This window comes from Kribbella sp. NBC_00889, from assembly GCF_045207705.1.
Lineage (GTDB): Bacteria > Actinomycetota > Actinomycetes > Propionibacteriales > Kribbellaceae > Kribbella.
In genome coordinates this window covers 831,032-854,586 of record NZ_CP108783.1, presented here as the reverse complement: position 1 = coordinate 854,586, position 23,555 = coordinate 831,032, and the positions used below count along the sequence as shown (strand labels likewise).

Genomic DNA, 23,555 nt, shown 5'->3' with positions numbered 1-23,555 from the left:
CCCGAGGGGTGACCGCGGGGGTGGGAGTCGTACGCCGGATCACCCACACACTCAGCCCCGCGGGTGAATCGAACCTGCGCACGGCCGCTTACCGTCGATGCAACGCCGTACATCCGTTGCAGGGAGGCCGAAATGCCCACGATGCACGAGACCGCCGCCGCGATCCTGGCACCACCCAAGGGAATGCTGGTCGTGGACGAGTACGCCGAGGCTCTCGTCGGCGCCGACCAGGCTCACTCCTTCGCCGAGGCGGTTCTGCGGACGGAAGGCCTGAGCAACTACGTCTCGGCGGTGCTGCTGACTCCTGGGACCTTCGCCGCGCTCGGGACGACGGAGGCCGCGCCGCTGATTGGTGTGCGCATGACGTCGGCGGAGGTCGACGTACCAGCGGGCGCGTCGTTCGTCGAGTGGCGCGAGAACCTTTCACCGCTTGACGTCCCGCGCGGCTCTGTCCACGTCGGTGTCGAGACGCTGGCGCTGGGCGCGGCGGCGGCGCAGGCCAAGGGAGTCCTTCCCGTCCTCACGATCGCGATGCCGGAGCTCGGCGCGTCCAGCATCGGTGTCACCCAGGCCGTCACGACCAACGCGCTGCTCGCCCTCCGCGCCGAGCTCGACCGGGTCGGCGTCGATCCCCACCACCTGTTGCTGCGGATCAACATGGTCGTGCCCGGACTCACGAACCCGGTGCCGGCGGACTCCGAGCAGGTCGCTCGAAGGACCGTGGCCCTGCTGGAGAAGGGTGTTCCGGCACAGACCCCCGGCGTACTGCTGCTTTCCGGCGGGCAACCTCTCGACCGAGCCTGCGCGCACCTGGAGGCCGTCGCCTCGGTCCCGGGCCAACCCTGGCGAGTGACCTTCGGATTCTCACGCCCGCTGATCGCCGCGGCCGCGGAGGCCTGGCGCCGTGACGCCGACTATGAGCGCGTACTGCTCGACAACTGCAGGCAGGCCAGCGAGGCCGTAGCCGCCGCGCTGGTGTCCGGAGGAGCCGCTTCGTGAGCCATCTCCACGACACGGCCGTCATCGACAGATCCCAGCCGGTCCTGGCGAAGTACCGCGGGGTGATCTGCGATCTCGACGGTGTGGTGTACCGCGGTGCACAGGCAGTGCCGGGTGCGGTTCCGAGTCTGAACGCGATGATCGCCGGCCAGGTGCCAGTCGTGTTCGCGACCAACAACGCATCCCGTTCCCCCGCCGCTGCTCACGAGCATCTGCGCGAGTTGGGGCTCAGCGACGAAGGCTGGTCCGTCGTCACCAGTTCACAGGCGGCTGCGGCGTACCTGGCCGAACGGCTCCGGCCAGGAGCGCCGGTCTTCGCCGTCGGTGGACCCGGCGTACCTGAGGCACTCACCGAGGCAGGCCTCACACCACTTCGGGTCACCGAGCTCGCCGACGGGCAAACAGTCGACGCGGTTGTCCAGGGAGCAGGGCAGGACGTGACCTGGCGCGACCTGGCCGAGGTCGCCTATCTGGTCCAGGCGGGCGCAATCTGGGTCGCCACGAACCTCGACGCGACGGTGCCGACCTCACGCGGACTGTCGCCGGGCAACGGCGCCTTCGTCGGCGCGGTGCAGACGACGACGCCGGCCGCCCCGCACGTGACGGGCAAGCCTGGTACGGCGCTGTTCGACCTCGCCCGTTCCCGACTCGGCTCCGATCGTTCCGAAACCATCATGGTCGGCGATCGCCTGGACACCGACATCGCCGGGGCCGGCGCGGCCGGCGTGGACTCGATGTTCGTGCTGGGCGGCGCCAGCACCCTGCGCGACCTGGCCTTCGCCGAGGACAACGCGCGACCGACGTACTTCGGATTCGACCTGTCGGGTCTGCTCCAACCGGGCCTGTGCCGGCGGCCCGGACCCGACGACGCCGTCGAGCTGTCATCCGAGGGCGTGCTGTCGCTACGACGTCCGGTCGCGCGACATCGGTTGCTCCAGGCAATCGTCTCGGCCGCGTGGCACGCGCGCGACCACGAACTCCCGCTCGTCGCGGACAGCGCCTCATGGGCGGCACTCGAACGCCGGCTGGGCGTCTGAGGCCCGCTCCACCAGCCGCGCCAGGCGCAGCAAGCCCGCATCCCTGGCCGGCAGTCCGAGCAGCTCGAGGCCGACCGGCAGACCCTCGTCCGTTCTGCCCACCGGCAGCGTCAACGCCGGCAGATCGGCCTGCGACGCCACCAGGGTGTTGACGGGCAGCGCGCGGCTCGGCAGTCGGAGCCGGTCCCGGTCCCGCCGCGGCGCAGGCACGCGAACCGTCGGGTACACGAGTGCGTCGAGGCCGCGGCTGGTCATCACATTGACCATCGCTTCGCGCAGCCGGCGCCGCCCGGCCAGCAGTTCCACGCGACCCCGAACACTGGGTGACGAGCGGGTCGCGAGCAGCTCGGCCAGATCCAGCTCTTCGGGAAAGACCCCCTCGTCGTACAGCTCGGTGAAGGACCTGCCCCGAAGCGCCGGACGTGAAGCGAGGAAGGCGTCGAGGTCCGCTCGCGCCGCAACGACGTACGGCGAGCTGTCCCGCAGCAACCCTTCGAGCGCCGGCACCTCGACGTCGGCAACCGGGACGCCGAGTCGTGCGAGTGCTTTGCCGAACACTGTCGAGACCTGGTCCGAGCCGTCCCACCCGACCGGACCGTCCGGCCGGAGGAGGTGACCCAGCCGGTAGCTCTCCAGCGGTCGCGTCGGTTCGCTCACCGGCAGTCGCCCGTCGGAGAGCACGGCCAGGAGGAGCTCGGCATCGTCGACACAGCTGGTCAGTGGACCTGGGGTGTCCTGCATCGACACCAACGCGGACAGCCCGTGGGCCGGCACCAGGCCAGGGGTCGGCCGCATTCCGACCACCCCGTTGAAGGACGCCGGGACTCGCACGGATCCGCCCGTGTCGGACCCGAGTGCGGCCGGCACGAGTCCGGCCGCGACCGCGACCGCCGACCCGCTGCTGGAGCCCCCTGCATCGTGCTGCGGCGACCGGCCGTTGACGGTCCGGACGCCGATGGACGAGTCGAACAACCACGACATCGCGAAGTCCGGGGTCGCGGTCTTGCCGAGAATGATCGCGCCGGCCGCCCGGAGTCGCCGTACAGCTTCGGCGTCGGCCTCCGGAAGGTAGTCACGGAAGGCGTGGCAGCCGAAACTCGTCGGGATCCCGCGCGTCTCGAACACGTCCTTCACCAGGATCGGGATCCCGTGCAGCGGACCGAGGACCTCGCCTGTTCGTGTCAGGTGCTCGTCGGCGGCCGCCGCGTCCGTCGTTGCCAGCGGATTGAGCGCCAGTACGGCGCCCAGCCGCGAGTCGAGCTCGGCGATCCGGTTCAGACACTCGTTGACCAGGGCAACAGAGGTGACGTCGCCGGAGACCTGGTCGCGCCGGAGTGTGGCCAGGTCCGGCCACGCAACTGTCATCACCAGCTGCAGTAGGAGCAGGAGCCCGACGCGCCGGTGTAATAGCCGCAGTCGTGGGATTCCGGACGGGCCGGGCCGACCCATCGCCGGATGATCGTCGCGAGGCTGCACCGCCGGCAGGACGTCCGGGTGACCAGCGTGCCGGAGTCCGGCGTCTCCCAGTACGCCACGGTCTCGGACTCGTGCTCGCCTTGCCGGCCGTCACACTCCGACGACTCGCAGGCCAGCACCACCTCATCCACTTCTGAGCTCTCGATCAACACGGGACTCACCTCCTCAGATCGGAACGCCCCAGGGCCGGGTCTCGAGCTCGAGGCGGTCGGCATCGGCCCGCAGCATCCGGGCCGCGCTCCGATGTGCCTCGACCGATGCCGGGAGCGACGCCCAGTACGGCGTACGCGCGGCCTCGTCCGCCGCAGCCTCCTCCTCGCGCTTCGCGAGGGCGTAGAGCTGCCGGCACAAGGCTGTGATGACGTCTGGCTTCCAGTGGCCTTCGCTGGTGCGGTTCATCGGATCTCCTGGCCTGTGGGGGTCGTGAGGAGATGGTCCGCTGCCCTGTTGCACGGCCGTTGCAGAGGTCTGCAACGGCCGCCAGGGGCTCGTCACACCTCGACCGGCACACCGATCAGAGAGCCGTACTCGACCCAGGAACCGTCGTAGTTCTTGACCGACGGCTGGTCCAGCAGCTCGTGCAGCACGAACCAGCTGTGTGCACTGCGCTCACCGATCCGGCAGTAGACGACGATGTCGGAGGCAGGCTCGCCGCCGGGTCCGGCCAGCGCGAGTCCGGCGCCGGCGTACAGGTCGCGAAGCTGTGCATCGGTGCGGAAGGTGCCGTCGTCGGCCACGGCCTGCGACCACGGCACGTTGACCGCGCCAGGAACATGGCCCGGAACCTGAGGCTGCTCCTGCGGAAAGTGCGCCGGGGCCAGGATCTCGCCGGAGAACTCAGCCGGCGACCGGACGTCGAGGATGCTGTCCCTGCCGATGGCGGCGATGACGTCGTCCCGGTAGGCCCGCAGGCTTCCGTCGGCGGGCTGTGCGCGGTACGCGGCCGGGCGCGGAGTACGCCGACGTACGGTCTCCGCATCGGTCAGCGGCCGCCCGTCGAGCTCCCAGCGCTTGGTGCCACCGTCGAGCAGGCGTACGTCGCGATGACCGTAGAGCTTGAAGTACCAGTAGGCGTACGCCGCGAACCAGTTGTTGTCCCCGCCGTACAGGATCACCGTGTCGTCCGGCGTGACCTGGTGCGTGGTCAACAGCTGCTCGAACGCGTCCTGGCCGATCAGGTCGCGACGGAGCGGGTCCTGAAGATCGGTCCGCCAGTCGAGGGCGAGCGCACCCGGGATGTGCCGAGCGGCGTGCGCGCCACTGTTCTCATCCACCTCGAAGACCACCACGGCGGGATCGTCCAGCTGCTTCTCGAGCCAATCGCCATCGACCAGCACGTGCTCTCGGGCCATCGTTCCTCCTCGTTAGTTAGTGTACTAATCATTAGCGTACGCAAGATTGGTACACTCACGGTGTGGCCGAACGACAGATGAGACAGACCGACCTCGAGAACCCGCTGGCGCTCGAGCACCAGGTCTGCTTCGCGCTGGCGATCGCCGCGCGCAGCGTCATCGCGCTCTACCGGCCCGTCCTCGAGCCGATGGGGCTGACGCACCCGCAGTACCTCGTCATGCTGGCGCTCTGGGAGTTCGAGCCGGTCTCGGTCAAGGACCTGTCCGGGATGCTGCAGCTCGAGCCGGCGACGCTGTCCCCGCTGCTCAAACGTCTCGAGAGCGCGGGCCTGCTGCGCCGGGATCGGGACACCAGGGACGAGCGTTCACTCGCTGTCTCCCTGACGGAGAAAGGGCGGGACCTTCGCAAGGAGGCGCTGAAGGTGCCACCGGCAATCGTCGACCGCCTGGGCATGGACGTCGGCGAGCTGATGCAGCTCCACGAACGCCTGACCCGGGTCATCGCCGCCGCGAAGGAACCCAGCTGACCCGGCCCTGCCGGTCGGGCACAATGCGGGGATGACCGAGCTTCCGTCCGAGTACCACCGCCGCCTTCCGTACGGCGAGCGCATGTCAGCCGAGCCCTTGCTGGGTGGGCCGTTCTTCCCGTTCGAGGGAGATCTCCAGGTCGTCCCGCTGGCCGATCCGGTGTTGCCGGAGCCGCCGCGGCGGGGTGAGGAGGGCGGCGAGCCGTGTCCGAAGTGTGCGGATCCGGATCGGTTCGCGATCTGGCGGGACGAGCAGTGGCAGTTGAAGACCTTCGCTGCGGGTGGGCTGCCGTTCGTAGCGGTTCTGGAGCCGCACGAGCACTACCGGCTGGACAACCTGCCGCCGGAGCTGACCGCGACGCTGGGGCCGCTGATCCAGCGGGTGGCGAACGCGATCCGGCAGATCGATGGCGTGGGGCGGACGCATTTCAGCCGGTGGGGTGACGGGAGCGAGCACTTCCATCTGTGGTTCCTGGCGCGGCCGGCCGGGATGATGCAGCTCCGCGGGGCGATGATCGCGGCCTGGGACGACGTCCTGCCGAAGATCCCCGACGAGGAACTCACGGCCAACGCGCGGCTGGTCGCCGCCGCCCTGGTCGAGGACGGCGGCGAAGCCGTGGGCATCGGCCTGAGCTGACTACCTGACGCCGAGCGACCCGGCGACCAGGATGTCGGTCTTGCGCTGAGGCGCACCGTCGACCGGCGCCGGGTCCTCCGGGGTCGGTACGACGCCGCCGGCCGCGACCCGATCCAGGACCTTGAGGCCGAGCCGGTCCACGGACCCGAAGACGGTGTAGTCCGGGCGCAGCCGCGAGTCTCATGGTCAATCCCCTCAGCCGGTGGCCAGCGTGAAGATCCGCAGGTCGCGGTTCTCCGGAACCGTGATGCTGACCGGAACCTTCGTCAAGGTCACGGGCGCCGTCGCGAAGATGTGCGTGGTGACGTCGTCCCTTCCCCCGCCGGACTCGTTCCGGTACGGCGTGGTCGCGACGATCACGTTGCCGAAGTGGACGGTGTCACCACCCCCGCCGAGCGTCCAGTCGCTGAAGGACAGGTCGACCTGGCTGGTGGTGCCATCGGAGTAGGTCAGCGTCGCGCTGCCCTCCTGGTTGCCGTTGACCGCGCTGCCGACGAACGACAGTTTCGTCGTACCGGCCGGGACGTCCAGGTTGAGCAGTTGCCCGTCGGCCGGGATGTTGTCCGGGTCACCAGTCGGTACGTCGGGCCAGGTGAAGCTCAGGCCCTGCACAGTGGTCGTACCACCGGGTGCCAGCCCGGCCGCAGCCAGCGCTTGTCGCGAGTAGCTCACGCCGCCACCATCGAAATCGGCCTCGGTGTGGTCGCCTGTGTCGTCGGAGCTGGCGACACCTTCGCGCAGTACGAAGAACGAGTTGGGCTGACCGACGACCACCGTGAAGCCGACCTGCGGAAGCAGCGTGCCGTCGGCTGCCTTCATCGACACGGTCACCGGATAGCGGCCGTTGGGTGTGCCGACGGCCGCCGTGATCGTCACGGGTGCGCTGCCGTCCTGGTCCACAGGGAAGGTGCCGCTGGCCGGCGATGCAGTGAGACCTGTCGGAGTCGTGACTGTGTAGCTGACGTCCTGAGCCGTCCCGCTGAGTCGGTGTGCCTTCACCGCGATCGGCGCGCTGGTGGTGCCGGGGGCAACGACCACCCGGCTCGCGTCCGTTGAGGTTTGGAACGGGATCTCACCGGTCCGCCACGATGGCGGTGCGTCCGCCGCGCTGGCACCCCACTGGGTGTTGGGCGTCGTCCCGAGCGTGAAGTCCAGGGTCCCGCCGTGCTGCACGAACGACTCCGGCAGCCACGGCTTGGTCGTCGTACGTCCGTTCACCTTCAGGGATCGCACGTACGGCGCGTCCGCACCGGGAGCGTTGATGCGGATCGTGCGGCCGCCGTCCCGGTGGACGACAGCCTGCGAGAACAGCGGCGCCGCGACCTGCAGCTCCGCGCGGCTCGGTACGTCGGGGTAGAGCCCGAGCGCGGTCCACACGTACCAGGACGACATCGCGCCGAGGTCGTCGTTGCCGGGAATGCCGCCGGTGCTGGTGTTCCACAGCTGGTTCATTGCCTGGCGCAACGTCTCCTGCGTCTGGTACGGCTTACCGGTGTAGTTGTAGATCCACGGCGTGTTGATCGACGGCTCGTTGTCCATCTCGGCGTGCAACTCGCCGGCGCCGGTCAGCGCCCAGGTGCCATCGGGGTTCTTGAAGAACGCGTCCAGCCGCTGGTTGGCCTTGTCCACACCACCCATCGCGTCGACCAGCCCGGCCCGGTTGTGCGGGATCATCCACGTGTACTGCGCACTGCTCCCCTCGGCGAACCCGTCACCCGTCGACGGCGTGAACGCGGGCCAGGCGCCGTTGTCGTCCCGGTTCTGGATGTAGCCGCCGTTCTCCGGGTTGAACACGTTCTGCCAGTACTGCGACCTGTCCAGGAAGCGCTGGTACGTCGCCTGGTCGCCGGTGCGCTGGGCCAGTTGGGCCAGGGCGAAGTCGGCGGTCACGTCCTCGAGCGTCTCGACCGCACCGCCCCAGGCGTTCGACTTGGTCGGGACGTAGTGCAGCGCGAGGTACTTGTCGAGCGACGGCCGCTGCCCGATCGACATCACCGGCTTGCCGGCCGAGCTCAGGTCCTTCTCGGTCGGCACGGTCGCCGCCTTCACCAAGGACTCGAGCGCCGCCCGGGCATCGAAGTTCGTGCCGCCGAAGGCGTAGATCCCGGCGACCGAGGGCGCGGACGGATCTCCGGTCATGACCGACGTACTCCCGGCGGCGTGCGTCCAGCGATCCCAGATCCCACCGTTCTGCGACGCCTGGTTGAGCAAGGATTGCGCGATGTCGCCGGCCTTGCGCGGCTCCAGCAACGTGAGCAGTTCCAGCTGCGAGCGGTAGACGTCCCAGCCGGAGAAGGTCGCGTATTGCGCCTGCTGGCCGTGCGCGAGGCGATGCGGCTTCTGGTCGAAACCCCAGTACTGCCCGTTGATGTCGCTGAACACGTTCGGGTGCAGCAGTGCGTGGTACAGCGCGGTGTAGAAGGTGGTGCGCTGGTCCGCGGTTCCGCCGGTGATCTCGATCCGACTCAGCTGCGTTCGCCACGCCTGCTTGGCCTTCGCGGCAGTCGCCGAGACCGACGTACCGCGCGGGTTCTCGGCGCGCAGGTTCTGCAGAGCGTTGGCCTTGCTCACGTACGAGGTGCCGATGCGCATCGTCACCTTGCTGCTGTCGAACCCGACGTACCCGCCGGAGCCCTTGTCCGGCGGCATCCAGCCGTCGACGCCGTACGACGTACCGCCGCGGGCGCTGGTGCTGCCCGGGGTGACGGTGGTGTCGGTCCAGGTGCCCTGGTTCTTGAACGGCTGGTCGAACTCGGCGACGAAGTGCAAGGTGTAGTAGCTGCGGCGGCCGACGCTGGCGAGGTAGCCGCAGAAGTTGCCGCTCGTCACCGATCCGGAGACTGTGCGCGTGGCCGGGTCGATGCTGATGTCCGCGTCGCTGGAGCCGACCTCGGAGTTCGACGTACGGAAGAGCAGGGTCTTCGCCTTGTCCACGGGGAACGTGAACGCGGCCGAGCCGGTCCGCGTGGTCGCACTCAGCTCCGCGGTCGCTCCCGAGTCGAGGCCCACCTTGTAGTAGCCCGGTTCGGCGACCTCGTTGGCGTGGTCGAACGTACTGGCGTAGATCGCGTCCTTCGCGTCGGACTGCGGCGAGCTGGTCACGTCACCGACGTACGGGAAGATCGGGATGTCGCCCGAACCACCGGCGCATCCGGTGCCACTCATGTGGGTGAGGCTGAACCCGCGGATCGTGGTCGCGGAGTACAGGTATCCACCCGGCGCGGCTGTGCGGTACGCACTCCCCCGGCTCGTCTCCGGGCTGAACGAGAACATCCCGAACGGCGTCACCGCTCCCGGGAACACTTCCCCGAGATTCGACGTACCGATCAACGGATCCACGTGGTCAGCCGGATCCGCCGACACCGTGGTGATCCGGCTGCTCCCGACCACCTCGGGCACCCGCAGTCCGGCAACCACCGGATCAGGCGGCGGCGCGATGGTCGGCCAACCATGGCTTCCACGGCTTCCAGGGCTTCCAGGCGACGGCACGGCCTGAGCCGCGGGAGCCAACGCTGCGATCAGAACACCGGCGAGCAGAAAGCTCGCACGACGGGACGGGGCGGAACGGCGCATGAGCGGCCAACCTTCGACGTCGGAACGGGGCGGAGTGACATCGTTGTCAGCAACAAATACCCTCGCCCGCCCCGCAGGTCAACCCCCAGCAGCTCCCGGAACCGCCGCCCGATGGCGGCTTCTTTCACCACTGACGGCAAGTTGTCCCGCCACCCGTCAAACAACCCGCCAGCGGAACTGGCGAACCCGGGGTCAGCAGGCCCCGGCGTTAGTGGTCCTTGGCGGGCCAGGGGGCGTCGGCGGGTCGGAGGGAGTCGAAGCCGGGGCCGTTGAGGGCGGTCCAGGCGGCGAGGGAGCCCATGACGAGGATGGGGTTGTGGAGATGGCCGGCCAGGGCGGCGCCGACGACGTCGACCAAGGGGGCCCAGACGGTCTCCATGTCCGCCTCCTCGTGGCGGCGTTCGAAGGCCTCGGGGGCCTCGGACAGGTCGCGGGCCAGGAAGATGCGGATCGCTTCGTCGGTGAGGCCGGGTGAGGTGAAGGCGTCGACGAGCACCCGCCAGTCGGCGGCCTTCGTGCCGGTCTCCTCCCACAGCTCCCGTTCCGCGCCGAGCCGGTACTGCTCGCCCTGTACGTCGAGCAACCCCGCGGGCGGCTCGAGCAGCCGGTAGCCGACCGGGTGCCGGTACTGGCGGACCAGCAGCATCCGGTTGGCGCCGTCCAGGGCCACCACCCCGACAGCGCCGGGGTGGACGACCACATCACGCACGAACGAGTCGCGACCGTCCGGCTGCACGGTGTCGCGCCGTACCGAGATCACCCGGCCGGTCTCGTGCACCACCTCGGACGAGGAGACCGGCCACCGCTCGGGGACGTCCTCCAGCCCGCCGCCGAACCGCAGCTCGGGGTGCTCCTTCATCGAGCCTTGACCGCTTCTGGCTTGGCCTTGGCCGCGGGCTTCTTGGCGACGGCGGGCTCCTCGACCGGCAGCCGGGACTCGCGCTGGCGGACGAGCGCCGCGGCGACCAGGCCGGAGAACAGCGGGTGCGGCTTGGTCGGCCGGGACCGCAGCTCGGGGTGGGCCTGGGTGGCGACGAAGTACGGGTGCTGCGACCGGTCCAGCTCGATGAACTCGACCAGCTCGTTGTCCGGGGACAATCCGCTGAACACCAGGCCCGCGGTCTCCAGCTTGTCCCGGTAGGCGTTGTTCACCTCGTACCGGTGCCGGTGCCGCTCCTGCACGGACGGAGCGCCGTACAGGTCGCGGACGATCGAGCCGTCGGCCAGATTCGCCGGGTAGAGGCCGAGCCGCATGGTGCCGCCGAGGTCGCCAGAGCCGGAGACGATGTGCTTCTGCTCCTCCATCGTCGCGATCACCGGCTGCTCGGCGTCCGGGTCGAACTCGCTGGAGTTCGCCTCTACCAAGCCGGCCAGGTCGCGGGCCACCTCGATCACCATGCACTGCAGACCGAGGCACAGGCCGAGGATCGGGATGCCCTGCTCGCGGGCGTACCGGATCGCGCCGATCTTGCCCTCGATGCCACGGACGCCGAAACCGCCCGGGATGCAGACCGCGTCGACGTCACCGAGCAACCGCGCGGCCGCCTCCGGGGTGGCGCACTCGTCGGACGCGATCCAGCGCAGGTTCACCCGCGCGTCGTTGTCGAAGCCGCCCGCCCGCAGCGCCTCCGCGACCGAGAGGTACGCGTCCGGCAGGTCGATGTACTTGCCGACCAGCGCGACGGTGACGTCGTCCTTCGGGTGGTGCACGACCCGCAGCAACTCGTCCCAGCGCGTCCAGTCGACGTCGCGGAACGGCAGGTTCAGCCGGCGTACGACGTACGCGTCGAGGCCCTCGGTGTGCAGGACCTTGGGGATGTCGTAGATGCTCGGCGAGTCGACGGCCGCGACCACGGCCTCCTGGTCGACGTCGCACATCAGCGAGATCTTCCGCTTCACGCCGTCCGGGATCGGCCGGTCGGCGCGGCAGACCACCGCGTCCGGGGCGATACCGATCGAGCGCAGGGCGGCGACCGAGTGCTGGGTCGGCTTGGTCTTCAGCTCACCGCTGGGCGCCAGGTACGGGATCAGGGAGATGTGCAGGAAGAACACGTTGTCCCGGCCGACGTCGTGCCGGACCTGACGGGCCGCCTCGAGGAACGGCAGCGACTCGATGTCGCCGACGGTGCCGCCGATCTCGTGCAGGACGACGTCGACGTCCGCGCCGGCCATCGCCAGCATCCGTTCCTTGATCTCGTTGGTGATGTGCGGGATGACCTGGACGGTGTCGCCGAGGTACTCACCGCGGCGCTCCTTGGCGATCACGCTGGAGTAGACCTGGCCGGTCGTGACGTTGGCGACCTGGGACAGGTCACGGTCGAGGAAACGCTCGTAGTGCCCGATGTCCAGGTCGGTCTCGGCGCCGTCGTTGGTGACGAACACCTCGCCGTGCTGAAACGGGTTCATGGTGCCGGGATCCACGTTGAGGTACGGATCCAGCTTCTGCATGGTGACCCGGATGCCCCGTGCCGTCAGCAGACTGCCGAGGCTTGACGCTGTCAGCCCCTTGCCGAGGCTGGACGCCACACCACCGGTGACGAAAACGTGCTTGGTCTGCTGGGAGTTCGAAGCCCTGTCCACGGGCCTTCAGCCTACCTGCTGTCAAGGGGTGGTCGAAACGAGACCCGCATAGATGTCGAGCAGATTCTTCGCCACGGCGTCCTCGTCCGGCCATCTGGCGGCCAACTCCCGGCCCCGCGTCCGCATAGCGTTCGCCGTGTCGGGCTCGGCCAGCACCGCCCGGACCCCGTCGGCCAGCCCGTCCGCATCGCCGGGGAACGCCAGTACGGCGCTGTCGCCGACCAGCTCGGGTACGCCGCCGACCGCCGTGGCCACCACCGGCACGCCGACCTGCATCGCCTCCTGGAGGACCAGGGCGCGGGCCTCCCAGTGGGAGGTGAGCAGGAAGACGTCGGCCGCGCCGAGGAGGTCAGCCACGTCGGACCGGTGTCCCAGCAATCGCACCGGCGGTTGCTCAGCGTCGATCCGCGCCTGCAGGTTGTCACGCAGCGGTCCGTCGCCCACAACCACGAACACAGCATCCGGAGTGGACTCGTGCACCCGGGCAGCCACGGAGAGCAGGGTCGGATAGTCCTTCTGCGGCGCCAGGCGACCCACAGTGACCACGAGAGGCTGGTCACCGAGTCCGAGTGCCTGACGTACGTCGGCGGCCGGCGTACGGACCTCTGGGAGCGCTGGAGCCGCGACGGGCGCCAGCCGCGCCTGCCGGGCGCCCAGGCTCTTCGCCAGGTCCACCAGGTCGCTAGAGGCTCCTAGAGTCAGGTCCGCGCCCCTGGCCACGAGCCTCTGGCCCAGCCGCATGACCAGTCCGCGCGGTCCAGGTGCGATCACCGCGTTGTGCCAGGTGACGACCAGCGGCCGTAGCCGCGACCGGTCCCGCAGCGCGGCCATGCCGGCGCGGTAGCCATGAGCATGGATCACATCGGACCCGCGGAGCGCGGTCGCCTGCGTCACGACCGTGGCAGCACCGAAGTCGAAGTGCTCCGCAGTACCGGGCGGTGCGCACACGACGACCTCGTGGCCGGCTGCCACGAACCGCGGTACCAGTGAGGCGACGTGCTGCCCGATGCCACCCCGCGACTCCGCGAGCAGCAGGCCGATCCTCATTGCGTCTCCTCTACGAGATTCCGGCGGAGCAGTGCGCGAGTGTCCGCGCGATCCAGTGCGACCGCGACGGCTGCGTACACGATGACGACGGCCAGGCCCGCGAGGACCGCGAACACGAGTGCTCGGCCCACTCCGGCGTCGGCGGCGGGCAGAGCGACCGCCCAGCCCGCGGCACCAGCCAGTACGGCGCCAACCAGCGCAGCCAGCGTGGCACGGGTCAGTCCGGCCAGCACGGCTGGACCGACCTCACGCCACAGGACCACCACCAGGACGACCGCACCGACGACCATGCCGACCGACATCGCGGCCGCCAGCGCGGGAACGGCGTCCCATGACGTCGTCAGAACCACACCGGCCACAGCCACCAGCAGCCACGCGGCAGACGTGACCACAGCGACCTCGCGGCCCGCGTGCCGTGCGTAGAGCACTCGGCCGACGTGCATCAGCACCGCGAATCCGATGACAGCTGGACCAAAGGCGACCAGAGCGTTGCCCAGTGACGTCGCTCGGGCCTCCTGCACCGCACCGTCGTCGTACGCGAAGATCCTCGCGACCGGAACCGCTGTACCGACGAGCAGCGCTGCGCCGACCCCACCGGCCAGCATGACTGCGCGCGTCGACGCAGAGGCGTAGACCTCGAAGCGCTCCCCCGAGTCGAACGCCGCAGCGAGCCGCGGAAACACCGCTGTGGTGATCGGCACGGCCAGTACGGCGTACGGCAGCAGGTAGACCGCGTTCGCCCAGGAGTAGACGGCAATGCTGCCCGCAACGCCTCTGTGGTTGGCCAGATAGGTGGTGACGACGAACGTGAGCTGCTGCGCGATCAGTACGGCGAGACCGGCCAGCGCGAGCCTCCGCAGTACTGGACCGACACCAGGGTCCAACCGCAGCGTGGGCTTGATCGGCAACCGCAGCGTCAGCATCGGGATCAGCACCGTGAGCGCGAGCGCGGCAACGCCCGCTGTGGTTCCCCAGGCCAGGAAATTGGTGGCATCGCGCGACGCCGCATCCGCGTCAGGAGCGTACGCCGCGAAGAGAAGGTAGGTGCCAACGACCACCAGGCTCGAGATGAGTGGCGCCAACGCGCCGGCTGCGAAGCGCTTGTGGGACTGGAGAACGGCGGTCGCGATCACAGCGATCGCGTAACCGAAGACCTGTGGCACGAAGATCACCAGCATGCGCGTCGCGGTTGCGGTGGTACCGGCGCACTCCGCACCGGGATCGAGCATCGCACCTGTGTAGCTGGACGCCAGAACCCACGACAGCAAGGCGAACGGCGCCAGCAGCACGAACGACCAGGACAGCAGCGCGCCGATGATCCGGCCCTGTGCGGCGCGATCGCCACGCATGACCGGGCCGGCCAGCACCGGAATCACCGCACCGGCCAGAGCTCCACCGGCGACGACCTCGAACAGGATGTTGGGAAGCTGGTTGGCGGTCGCGTAGGCCTCGGCCAGGCAACCCGCGCCGACAGTCTTGGAGAACACCAGCCAGCGGCCGAATCCCACTACCCGCGCCAGCACGGTCACCGCGGCGATCAGCAGTGCGGCGCGGGCGACCCGACCGCCCGTGCTCACCTGGGTCGTCGGCCCCACTGGTCGATCTTGTCCAGCACCGGGTTCTCGGCGATGACCTTGGTGAAGCTGACCTTCTCGCTGGCCAGGTTCAGGGCGACGACCGCGGCCAGCGCCAGCGTCTTCAACGGCCGCGGCAACGAGGCTGCCAGCGCCGTCCCGGTGATCGCGCCCAGACCGTTCGCGCCGCAGTCGCCGAGCATCGAGCGCTCACCCAGATCGGACGGCGCCGAGGCCACAGCCGCACCGACGACCGCGCCGGCCGGACCGTTCACGGCCGCCAGCGGAGCGTTCACCGCGGCCACGGCCTTCAGCGCGCGGCCCGGCCGCAGGTCCAGCAGGTTCGTCAGGTTCGCCGTACCCGCGATCAAGGCGCCGTCGGCAACGACACCGGCCAGCGCCTTCGCCCCGGTCGACTTCCGCGGCAGCAATGCGGCAGCGGCCAGGCCGGCGGCACCGACGCCGAGGATCTTCACCGCGCCGCTGGTCACCTCACCGCGCTTCAGTGCACTGAGGTGGCCGCGGAAACCCTTGGCCTGCGTTGTCCCGCGCAGATCGTCGTACGCGCCGACCGCGCCGGAGACCGAGCCCGCGAGGATCGCGGCGGCCTTCACCTTGCCCGGCGTCTTCCCAGCGGCGGCTACACCGGCCAATGCACCGAGGACCGCGATCGGACCCTCCAGCAGGGTGACCGATTCGCCCCGGTGGTTCGTCCGCTCGAACGGCGCCCGGTTCTCCTTGGGCAGCTTCTCCGCGGCGCGCTCGAGCGCAGCGGTGGCGGCTGCCGCGACGGCAGCGCTCAGAATTCCCACGTCAGTTGTCCTTCGTCTGTACGGCCGACGGCGCTACGCCGTTCTTCGCGTCCATGGCGCCGTACTGCCCCGCCTTGCCAGTCGCCTGCTCGGCCAGCGCGAAGACAACAGTCATCCGACCGGAGGGGATGTCGGCCACGTCCACAGAGGAAACGATCTTGGTGGCCTCGGAGTCACTCCGCAAGGCCTTGAGCAGACCACCGTTCTGCGCGGTCTCCGGCGTACCGGCCACCACGACCCCGCCGCTGGCCTGGTCGAGGCCGGTGATGAAGTCCACCGCGTCGCTGTACGACGAGTTGTCCGGCGTCGGGGTCGGCGGCTTCGCAGCGACCACGACGATCAGGCTGGCCCGGTCCTTGATCTGCGACGGCTTGAGCGACAGCAGCTTGGCGCCGGTCAGCCCGCTGAGGATCTTGGTCGACTCGGCGTCGGCCGGCCTGCCCTCTTCCTTGGCCGCGACACCGCGTGCCAGGATCAGCCCGGCCCGCTCGTACGTCGTACTGTCCGGCGGGAACGGGGTGTCCGCGGTGACCAGATCGGTGACGAGCGGCTCGACCAGCTGACGCTGACCGGGGTCGAACAGCTTCGCGTCCAGCGAGACCCGGGTGGTCACCTGGCCGCCGGACTTCTCCAGCTCGTCCTGCAGGCCGTTGGTCAGGTCACCGTCGGCGCCGGGCATGGTGACCACGACGACGCGCTTGCCGTCCAGCTTGCCGTCGGTGAGCCCGGCGGTGACCTTGGCGACGAAGTCGTCGCGGTACTTGTCCAGCGCCTTCACCTGGACCAGCTCGGCCCTCGCGTCGGCGAGCTGCTGGCGGTCCTTCTCGGCCTGGCTCTGGACGAGCTCGCTGCCGGTGCCCTTCAGCGGTCCGGCACCCAGCACCACACCGGCGCCGAGGGCGAAGAAGATCGCCACGATCGAGACGATGTGGTAGCGAAAGTCGATCACGTGAACAGCTCCCGGATCCAGTAGACGAAGTCGCTCCAGCGCGCCCGCAGGATCGACCACAGCACGTCGTCGGCGCCGGCGGCGACCAAGGCCACGCCGAGCGCGAACAGGCCGGCCACAGCCAGCGCGACCACCTGGAGGGTGGACACCCGGCTGCGGTACAGCCGGCTGACACCCTTGGCGTCCACCAGCTTGGCACCGACCCGCAACCGGGTGATGAAGGTGCTCGACATGCCGGGGCGTCCCTTGTCGAGGAACTCCACCAGCGAGTTGTGGGTGCCGACCGCGACGATCAGCGAGGCGCCCTTGGAATCGGCCATCAGCATCGCGACGTCCTCGCTGGTGCCGGCGGCCGGGAACTCGATCGAGTCCACGCCGAGCCGCTCCAGCCGCTCCGAGCCGGGCGCCCGGCCGTCGCGGTACGCGTGCACGACCACCTCGGCGCCGCTCTTGAGCGTCTCGTCCTTGACCGAGTCCATGTCGCCGACGATCAGGTCGGGGACGTAGCCGTTCTCCACCAGCGCGTCCGCGCCGCCGTCGACCCCGATCAGCACCGGCCGGTACTCGCGGATGTACGACCGCAGCGCGACCAGGTCCTCGCGGTAGTCGTACCCGCGGACCACGATCAGCACGTGCTTACCGTCCATCGGCGTATGGATGTCGGGTACGCCGACACCGTCGAGGAGCAGATCACGTTCGCGGCGCAGATACTCCAGGGTGTTGGCGGTGAACGCCTCGAGCTGCGTGGACAGTCCGGACCGGGCTTCGTCCATCAGCTCCGCGACCGACATGCTGTCCTGCGTGATGCCCTTGGCGACGACCTCCTCGCCGCGGTACAGCGAGCCCTCGTTCAGCCGGACCCGCTCGCCCTCGTGCAGCACCGAGAACACCTCGCGGCCGACCCCGTCCACCAGCGGGATCCCGGCCTCGACGAGGATCTCCGGGCCGAGGTTCGGGTAGCGGCCGCTGATCGAGTCGGCGACGTTCACGACGGCAGCGACCCGGCAGTCGACCAGCGCCTCGGCGCTGACCCGGTCCAGGTCGACATGGTCGATGACGGCGATCTCGCCCGGCTTGAGCCGTTTGGTGAGATTCTTGGTACGGCGATCGAGCCGGACCACACCGGTGGTCCCGGGCAGTTCAGTGGGTCGTGCTCTCCGCAGGCTGGGCAGTTTCATCGCGCTCTCATCCTGCCATGTCAAGAGCCCCTATCCGGTCCATTTACCCGCGCGAGGCCTCCTTCACGCACTGAATTAACGGTGACTGTGCGTCAAATCATCCTTTGGGACGATTCTTCTTCCGCGGTTTGTGCCGTTCGGCGGCGAGCGCCAGCAATTCTTCGGCGTGCGCCTGGGCGGCGTCGGAATTCTCCAGGCCGGCCATCATCCGGGAGAGTTCCTTCAGCCGCGCGTCCTCGTCCAGCGCGACCAGACCACTCGTGGTGACCGAGCCGTCGTCGCTCTTCAGCACCACAGCGTGACGGTCCGCGAACGCGGCAACCTGCGGCAGGTGCGTCACCACGATCACCTGCGTCTTCTCCGCCAGCCGGGCCAGCCGCTTGCCGACCTCGACCGCGGCCCGGCCTCCGATCCCCGCGTCGATCTCGTCGAACACCAGCGTCGGCACCGGATGCGTGTCGGACAGGATCACCTCGAGCGCGAGCATCACCCGGGACAACTCACCGCCGGACGCGGCCTTCTGCAGCGGGCGGGCCGGGCTGCCCGGGTTCGCCGCGAAGCAGAACTCGACCTCGTCGATGCCGAACGGCCCGGCCGTGGTCTCGTGCACCTCGACCGACAGCTTCGCGTGCGGCATCGCCAGTCCGGTCAGCTCCTCGGACACTGCGACGCCGAGTCGCTCGGCCGCCTCGATCCGCGCTTCCCGCATCTGCCGGCCGAGCTTCGCGAGCTTCGCGTCGAGCTCGGACAGCTCAGCGGTCAGGAGCTCGACGCGCTCGTCGCTGCCGTCCAGCTCGGCCAGTCTGGATGCGGACCGCTTTGTCCACTCGAGCACCTCGTCCACAGTGCCCTGCTCAGCGCCGTACTTGCGAACCAGACTGGTCAGCAACGCCCGCCGCTCGCTCACCACCGCCAGCCGTGCCGGATCGGTGTCCACATCAGTGGCGTACGACGAGAGCTCGCCGGCCAGATCAGCTGCCAGGTAACCGAGCTCGCCGGCCCGGTCCGCGAGATCCGCGAGCTTCTGGTCGTGCTCGCGTTCCGCGTCCAGCACCTGCTTGGTGAGGGCGAGCAGACCGAGTACGTCGTTCGGCCGGGTGGAGTCCTGGTCCTCTTCGGAGGCCAGCGCGTCGGCTGCCGTGGTGGCCGCCGTACGCAGGCCGTCGGCGTACGCGAGACGGTCCTCCTCGGCGGCGAGCTCGGTGTCCTCGCCCGGCAGTGGCTCGGCCTTCGCGACCTCGTCGAGGCCGAAGCGCAGCAGGTCCGCCTCGGCCAGACGATCACGCTGGCGCGTGGTCAGCTCGATGAGCTCGGCCTCGACCTGACGGTGGCGCTTGTAGGCAGCGACGTACTCCTGCAAGGGCACGAGCAGCGGCTTCCCGGCGAAGGTGTCGAGAGTCTCGCGCTGCCGCGCGGGCTGCAGCAGCCGCCACTGGTCCGCCTGGCCGTGGATCGCGACCAGATCGCCGGACACCTCGCCCAGCACGGACACCGGTACGGATGCACCGCCCAGGAACGCGCGGGATCGACCCTCGGCGGACAGCTCGCGGGCGATCAGCAGCTCGTCGTCGTCCAGCTCGCCGCCGCGGTCCTCGGCCTGCTGCACGATCGACTTCGGCACGCCGCTGGCCCGGCCCTCGACCCGGGCGCGACGGGTCCCGTGCCGCACCAGGCCGCTGTCCGCACGCCCACCGAGCAGCATGTTCACGCCGGTCACGACCATCGTCTTGCCGGCGCCGGTCTCGCCGGTCACCGCGGTGAACCCCGGATCGAGGTCCAGCGTGGCGTCCTCGATCACGCCCAGCCCGGTGATGCGGATCTCAGAGAGCATCAGGTCTCCTGTTGGCTGTTGCTGCCGTTGTCGCCGTTGCGGTGGGTGCTGCCGTTGCGTTTGCGCTCGGCGGCGCCGCGCCAGCCGAGCACCGGGAGGTCGAACTTCGCCACCAGCCGGTCGGTGAACGGCGCCTCGTGGGCCCGGGCGAGCCGGACCGGGGTCGTGCCGCGCCGGACCTCGATCTCGGCACCGGGCGGCACCTCGACCATCCGGCGGCCGTCGCACCACAGCACGCCGCGACCATGCCAGGACGGGACCAGCTCGATCGACAGCCGCGACGTCGGTGCCACCACGATCGGCCGGGAGAACAGCGCGTGCGCGCTCAGCGGCACCATCAGGATCGCCTCGACCTCGGGCCAGACGATCGGACCACCTGCGGAGAACGCGTACGCCGTACTGCCGGTGGGTGTCGCCACGACGACGCCGTCGCAGCCCCAGCGGGACAGCGGGCGGTCGTCCACCTCCACCAGCACCTCGAGCATCTTCTCGCGGGCTGCCTTCTCGATGCTCGCCTCGTTCAGCGCCCAGGTGTCGAAGATCAGCTCGCCGGCCAGCCGGACCTCGACCGCCAGCGTCATCCGCTCCTCGACCGTGTAGCTGCGATCGACCACCACCTGGACGATCCGCTCCAGGTCGTCCACCTCGGCCTCGGCCAGGAACCCGACATGGCCCAGGTTCACCCCGAGCACCGGCGTACCGTGCGGGCGGGCCAGCTCGGCACCGCGCAGGATCGAGCCGTCACCGCCGAGCACCATGATCAGCTCGACGTCCAGCGCAGCCTTCTCGTGGTCGTCGACGACCTCGGCCGGCTCGAGCTTCAGCGCCTCGGCCTCGTCGCCGAGCAGGCGGACCTGCAGACCGGCGTCGGTCAGCAGCCGGTGCGCGGCCCGGGCCACCTCGACCGCCTGCTCCCGGCCGGTGTGCGTCACCACCAGCACGCGCCGCGGCTCGTGCTCTACCACCCTGCCTCCTTCACTGCGGACCGCGCTCGATGGCGGTCTGGAGCATCGTCTCATCGAGAGGCGGTGCATTCCGGCGTATCCACAGGAAGTATTCGACATTTCCTGACGGACCAGGCAACGGGCTGGCGGCCACTCCCTGAATACCCCAGCCGAGTTCCTGGGCCTTGGCCGCAACGCTCCGGACCGCGTCCGCGCGCAACTCCGGGTCGCGGACGACGCCGCCCTTGCCGAGCCGCTCCTTGCCGACCTCGAACTGCGGCTTCACCATCAGCATCAGGTCGCCGTCCGGCGTCACCACCCCGATCAGCGCGGGCAGAACGAGCGTGAGCGAGATGAAACTGAGGTCGCTGACGACGAGCTCAACCGGTTCACCGCCGATGTCGTCGAGGGTGAGCGTACGGACGTTGGTCCGGTCCATCACCGTGACCCGCTCGTCGGTCTGCAACGACCACACCAGCTGGCCGTACCCGACATCGACGGCGATCACGTGCGCTGCCTCGTTGCGCAGCAGTACGTCGGTGAATCCGCCCGTGGACGCGCCCGCGTCGAGGCACCGGCGACCCTTCACCTGAACAGCGCTGAAGGCCTCCAGCGCACCGACCAGCTTGTGCGCGCCACGGCTCGCGTAGCCGGGGTCGTCTGTTTCGGAGGTGTCGACGACGATCGGGGCGTCGGCACCGACACCGGTCGCGGGCTTGGAGGCGACGGTGCCGGACACCTTCACCTTGCCCGCCGCGATCAGCTCACTAGCGTGCTCCCGGGACCGCGCCAGGCCGCGCCGTACCAGCTCGGCGTCCAGCCGGGATCGCTTGACTCCTTTGGCCACTCAGACCTTCCGGTCAGCCACGGTCGCCGTGCTCGGCATCCGCTTCCACCAAGGCACTCTGCAGTCGCTCGTGCAGGTCGGCGTACACCTCGGCGTGCTCGTCTACGGGCCGCTCGCGCAACTCGTCCAGCCGGCCCATCACCTCATCCACCAACGGATGCCCCGCCTCACCTTCGTGCTGGTCGGCCTCGGCCTGATGGTGCTCGGGCTCGGCCTGGTGCTCCGGTTCGGCTTGGTGCTCGGGTTCGGCTTGGTGCTCGGGTTCGGCTGATTCGGCTTCGTAGGGGTGTTCGTATTCCTGCCCAGGCTCGCGGGCGAACTCGGGCCCGAACTCCACCTCGGCCGGATCCACATGCCCAGGCTCACCGGACTCGTCGCCGGATGCCTCGCCTGCCGAGTCGGCGTACTCGAAGCTCTGTGAGCCGGGCTCGGCGTCGTAGTCGGGGACGGCGGGCGCCTCCTCGGCCGGGTGCGGCTCGAACCCCGGCTCGACGTCGGGGTCGACGTCCGGCGGGAACTGCTCGCCAGGATGCTCGGTCACGTCACGCCTTCTTCGCCGTCTTCTTGGCCGCCGCCTTCTTCGCGGCAGCCTTCTTCGCCGCCTTCTTCGCCGCGGACTTCTTGGCCGGATGCTTCGGTGCGTGTACGGCGACATCGCCGGCCGGCCCGGCGGCACGCTCCTCGGCGAGCTCCCTCTCCAGCTTCTGCACCCGGCGGGTCAGCCCTGCGACCTCCTCCGAGCGAACGAACCCGAGCCGCGCCACCGCGCCCTCGACCTCGTTCGACACGATCGCCTGCAGCAGCTGACGGTTGCTCTTGCTGGTGGCAACGATCTCGTCGGTCAGCTCGCTCACCTTGCTGGTCAGCCCGGTCGTCAGCGTGTCCGCGCCGGTCTGCTGCAGCAGTGCCTTCGCCGCCGCCTGGGCTCTCTGCCTGGTGACCTCGGTCAGTCCGCTCGCCAGTTGTACGTAGCCTCGCAGTGCGTCCAGAACCATGACTGCCTCCTCGCTTCGTCCCAGCAACGGTATCGCCTCCCCACCCCAACACCACCCTGCCACCGCCCTTGAGCGGTTTAGCGCCTCAGGTTTCCAGGCCGATGCGGTGGAGCGCGGCGTCGATCGCGATCGAGTCGGGGGTCGGAGCGGGCTTGGGCAGCGGGCGGCGGCTGCGGCCGGCGGTTTTCGCCGTCTTGGCGGCCGGCTTCGGCGGCGCGTCGACCGCGGCCCACACCGCGGACAGGATCGCCCGCAGGCCGTCGTACGGCGCGCCCTCGCCCTTCACCGACACAGCGTTGTTCACTACCTCGGCAGTCCAGCCCTCACACGTGTGCTTGCCGCCCTCGACCGTCACACCCGGCTGCTTCTGCGCCAACGCCCCCAGGCCGGGCGCGATGTACGTCGGACGCTGGTTCTTCGGCGCGCGAGCCAGGTCGTGAGGGTCATTCACACCGGTCGCGACCCACAGGCTCGCGATGCCGACCGCGTGCGCACCCGCGATGTCGGAGTCCAGCCGGTCCCCGATCATCAACGGCCGCTTCGCCTCGAGCCGCTCGATGCTCGTCTCCAGCAGCGGCGGCTCCGGCTTGCCCGCCACGATCGGGTCCACGCCGACGGCGGCCCGGATCGCCTGTACCAGCGTCCCGTTGCCCGGTGCCATCCCGGCCGCGGTCGGGATGGTCAGGTCCAGGTTGGTCGCGTACCACTTCGCGCCCTCGTTGATCGCATGCGCGCCGTCCGCGAGCATCACCCAGTTCACCTCCGGGTGGAATCCCTGAACGACCGCCACCGGGTGCGAGTCGCTGCTCCGGACCGGGTTCATCCCGTACTCCTCCAGCGCGGAGTACAGCCCTTCCCCGCCGACCACGAGCACCGGCGAGCCCTGCGGGAAGTCGTTCGCGACCAGCTTCGCCGCCGCCTGCGCGGACGTGACCACGTCGTCGGCGATCACCTCCAGACCGAACGACGCGAGGTGCTCGGCAACGACCCGCGCCGGCCGGCTCGCGTTGTTGGTGATGTAGCCGATCCGCATGCCCTCCTTGGAGGCCTTGCGCAGGTTCTCCGGCGCGTCCGGAACCGGATCCGGCCCGACGTAGACGACACCGTCCAGGTCGAGCAGCGCCACGTCGTACCGGCTGGCGAGCGGTTCGTCACACGCCGACAGCGGCGGGGGCGCATTTCGTTCCGCGCTCATGC

General features: G+C 69.6%; 23 protein-coding genes. 4 read left to right on the top strand and 19 right to left on the bottom strand.

Annotated elements, in window-relative coordinates:
• The first annotated feature begins 132 nt into the window (after nt 1–132).
• Together OG817_RS04310 and OG817_RS04305 are read left to right on the top strand one after the other, a co-directional pair.
• Entirely contained in the window at nt 133–999 is an 867-nt protein-coding gene (locus OG817_RS04310) for a class I fructose-bisphosphate aldolase (protein WP_406052313.1), read from the top strand.
• Nucleotides 996–2,036 carry an HAD-IIA family hydrolase gene (locus tag OG817_RS04305; protein ID WP_406052312.1) on the top strand — a complete coding sequence of 347 codons (1,041 nt, stop codon included), beginning with the start codon at nt 996–998 and terminating at the stop codon, nt 2,034–2,036. The genes OG817_RS04310 and OG817_RS04305 overlap by 4 nt, the downstream gene beginning before the upstream one ends.
• Here OG817_RS04305 and OG817_RS04300 read toward each other — a convergent pair.
• From OG817_RS04300 to OG817_RS04285, 4 genes are all read right to left on the bottom strand, one after another.
• Nucleotides 2,001–3,401, bottom strand: coding sequence for an amidase (locus tag OG817_RS04300; RefSeq protein WP_406052311.1), 1,401 nt, complete (start codon nt 3,399–3,401; stop codon nt 2,001–2,003). The two genes, OG817_RS04305 and OG817_RS04300, sit on opposite strands and share 36 nt — an antisense overlap.
• Nucleotides 3,401–3,664 carry a hypothetical protein gene (locus OG817_RS04295; protein WP_396393659.1) on the bottom strand — a complete coding sequence of 88 codons (264 nt, stop codon included), beginning with the start codon at nt 3,662–3,664 and terminating at the stop codon, nt 3,401–3,403. The genes OG817_RS04300 and OG817_RS04295 overlap by 1 nt, the downstream gene beginning before the upstream one ends.
• Before the next feature lie 13 nt (nt 3,665–3,677).
• The gene (locus OG817_RS04290) at nt 3,678–3,911 is read right to left on the bottom strand and encodes a hypothetical protein (protein WP_406052310.1); all 234 of its coding nucleotides are present in this window, start codon (nt 3,909–3,911) and stop codon (nt 3,678–3,680) included.
• Between the two features lie 92 nt (nt 3,912–4,003).
• On the bottom strand, nt 4,004–4,864 hold the full coding sequence (locus tag OG817_RS04285; RefSeq protein ID WP_406052309.1) for a sulfurtransferase: 861 nt from the start codon (nt 4,862–4,864) through the stop codon (nt 4,004–4,006).
• 62 nt (nt 4,865–4,926) lie between these two features.
• Here OG817_RS04285 and OG817_RS04280 point away from each other — a divergent pair, with 62 nt between their 5' ends.
• The gene (locus OG817_RS04280; protein ID WP_406052308.1) at nt 4,927–5,391 is read left to right on the top strand and encodes a MarR family winged helix-turn-helix transcriptional regulator; all 465 of its coding nucleotides are present in this window, start codon (nt 4,927–4,929) and stop codon (nt 5,389–5,391) included.
• Between the two features lie 31 nt (nt 5,392–5,422).
• On the top strand, nt 5,423–6,028 hold the full coding sequence (locus OG817_RS04275; RefSeq protein WP_406052306.1) for a hypothetical protein: 606 nt from the start codon (nt 5,423–5,425) through the stop codon (nt 6,026–6,028).
• On the opposite strand, the gene OG817_RS04270 is transcribed toward OG817_RS04275, so the two are convergent.
• The 15 genes from OG817_RS04270 to OG817_RS04200 form a co-directional block, all read right to left on the bottom strand.
• Nucleotides 6,029–6,169, bottom strand: coding sequence for a hypothetical protein (locus OG817_RS04270; RefSeq protein ID WP_406052305.1), 141 nt, complete (start codon nt 6,167–6,169; stop codon nt 6,029–6,031).
• A gap of 54 nt (nt 6,170–6,223) precedes the next feature.
• Nucleotides 6,224–9,601, bottom strand: a complete 3,378-nt coding sequence (locus tag OG817_RS04265; RefSeq protein WP_406052303.1) for a GH92 family glycosyl hydrolase — start codon at nt 9,599–9,601, stop codon at nt 6,224–6,226.
• A 208-nt stretch (nt 9,602–9,809) separates the two neighbouring features.
• Nucleotides 9,810–10,460: an NUDIX hydrolase gene (locus OG817_RS04260; protein WP_360446302.1), complete on the bottom strand. Its 651-nt coding sequence runs from the start codon at nt 10,458–10,460 to the stop codon at nt 9,810–9,812.
• Nucleotides 10,457–12,181: a CTP synthase gene (locus OG817_RS04255; protein ID WP_131356450.1), complete on the bottom strand. Its 1,725-nt coding sequence runs from the start codon at nt 12,179–12,181 to the stop codon at nt 10,457–10,459. The genes OG817_RS04260 and OG817_RS04255 overlap by 4 nt, the downstream gene beginning before the upstream one ends.
• A 21-nt stretch (nt 12,182–12,202) precedes the next feature.
• The gene (locus OG817_RS04250; protein WP_406052302.1) at nt 12,203–13,228 is read right to left on the bottom strand and encodes a glycosyltransferase family 4 protein; all 1,026 of its coding nucleotides are present in this window, start codon (nt 13,226–13,228) and stop codon (nt 12,203–12,205) included.
• Entirely contained in the window at nt 13,225–14,823 is a 1,599-nt protein-coding gene (gene murJ, locus OG817_RS04245; protein WP_406052300.1) for a murein biosynthesis integral membrane protein MurJ, read from the bottom strand. Before murJ ends, OG817_RS04250 begins: the two co-directional genes overlap by 4 nt.
• Nucleotides 14,802–15,614 (bottom strand): hypothetical protein, encoded by an 813-nt coding sequence (locus OG817_RS04240; protein ID WP_406052299.1) that lies wholly within the window; start codon nt 15,612–15,614, stop codon nt 14,802–14,804. Before OG817_RS04240 ends, murJ begins: the two co-directional genes overlap by 22 nt.
• Before the next feature lies 1 nt (nt 15,615).
• A complete protein-coding gene (locus OG817_RS04235; RefSeq protein WP_396393647.1) occupies nt 15,616–16,563 on the bottom strand; it encodes a copper transporter in 948 nt (315 codons plus the stop codon).
• Nucleotides 16,560–17,741, bottom strand: coding sequence for a putative cytokinetic ring protein SteA (steA, locus tag OG817_RS04230; RefSeq protein WP_406052298.1), 1,182 nt, complete (start codon nt 17,739–17,741; stop codon nt 16,560–16,562). The genes OG817_RS04235 and steA overlap by 4 nt, the downstream gene beginning before the upstream one ends.
• Nucleotides 17,742–17,838: 97 nt before the next feature.
• Nucleotides 17,839–19,572 carry a DNA repair protein RecN gene (recN, locus tag OG817_RS04225; protein WP_406052297.1) on the bottom strand — a complete coding sequence of 578 codons (1,734 nt, stop codon included), beginning with the start codon at nt 19,570–19,572 and terminating at the stop codon, nt 17,839–17,841.
• Nucleotides 19,572–20,537, bottom strand: coding sequence for an NAD kinase (locus tag OG817_RS04220; protein WP_406052296.1), 966 nt, complete (start codon nt 20,535–20,537; stop codon nt 19,572–19,574). The genes recN and OG817_RS04220 overlap by 1 nt, the downstream gene beginning before the upstream one ends.
• A 10-nt stretch (nt 20,538–20,547) precedes the next feature.
• Nucleotides 20,548–21,363, bottom strand: coding sequence for a TlyA family RNA methyltransferase (locus OG817_RS04215; protein ID WP_396393643.1), 816 nt, complete (start codon nt 21,361–21,363; stop codon nt 20,548–20,550).
• A 13-nt stretch (nt 21,364–21,376) separates the two neighbouring features.
• On the bottom strand, nt 21,377–21,904 hold the full coding sequence (locus OG817_RS04210; protein ID WP_406052295.1) for a hypothetical protein: 528 nt from the start codon (nt 21,902–21,904) through the stop codon (nt 21,377–21,379).
• A 1-nt stretch (nt 21,905) separates the two neighbouring features.
• Nucleotides 21,906–22,358 carry a polyhydroxyalkanoate synthesis protein PhaF gene (locus OG817_RS04205; RefSeq protein ID WP_396393641.1) on the bottom strand — a complete coding sequence of 151 codons (453 nt, stop codon included), beginning with the start codon at nt 22,356–22,358 and terminating at the stop codon, nt 21,906–21,908.
• An 85-nt stretch (nt 22,359–22,443) separates the two neighbouring features.
• Entirely contained in the window at nt 22,444–23,553 is a 1,110-nt protein-coding gene (locus OG817_RS04200) for an HAD-IIA family hydrolase (RefSeq protein ID WP_406052293.1), read from the bottom strand.
• Nucleotides 23,554–23,555: the final 2 nt, after the last annotated feature.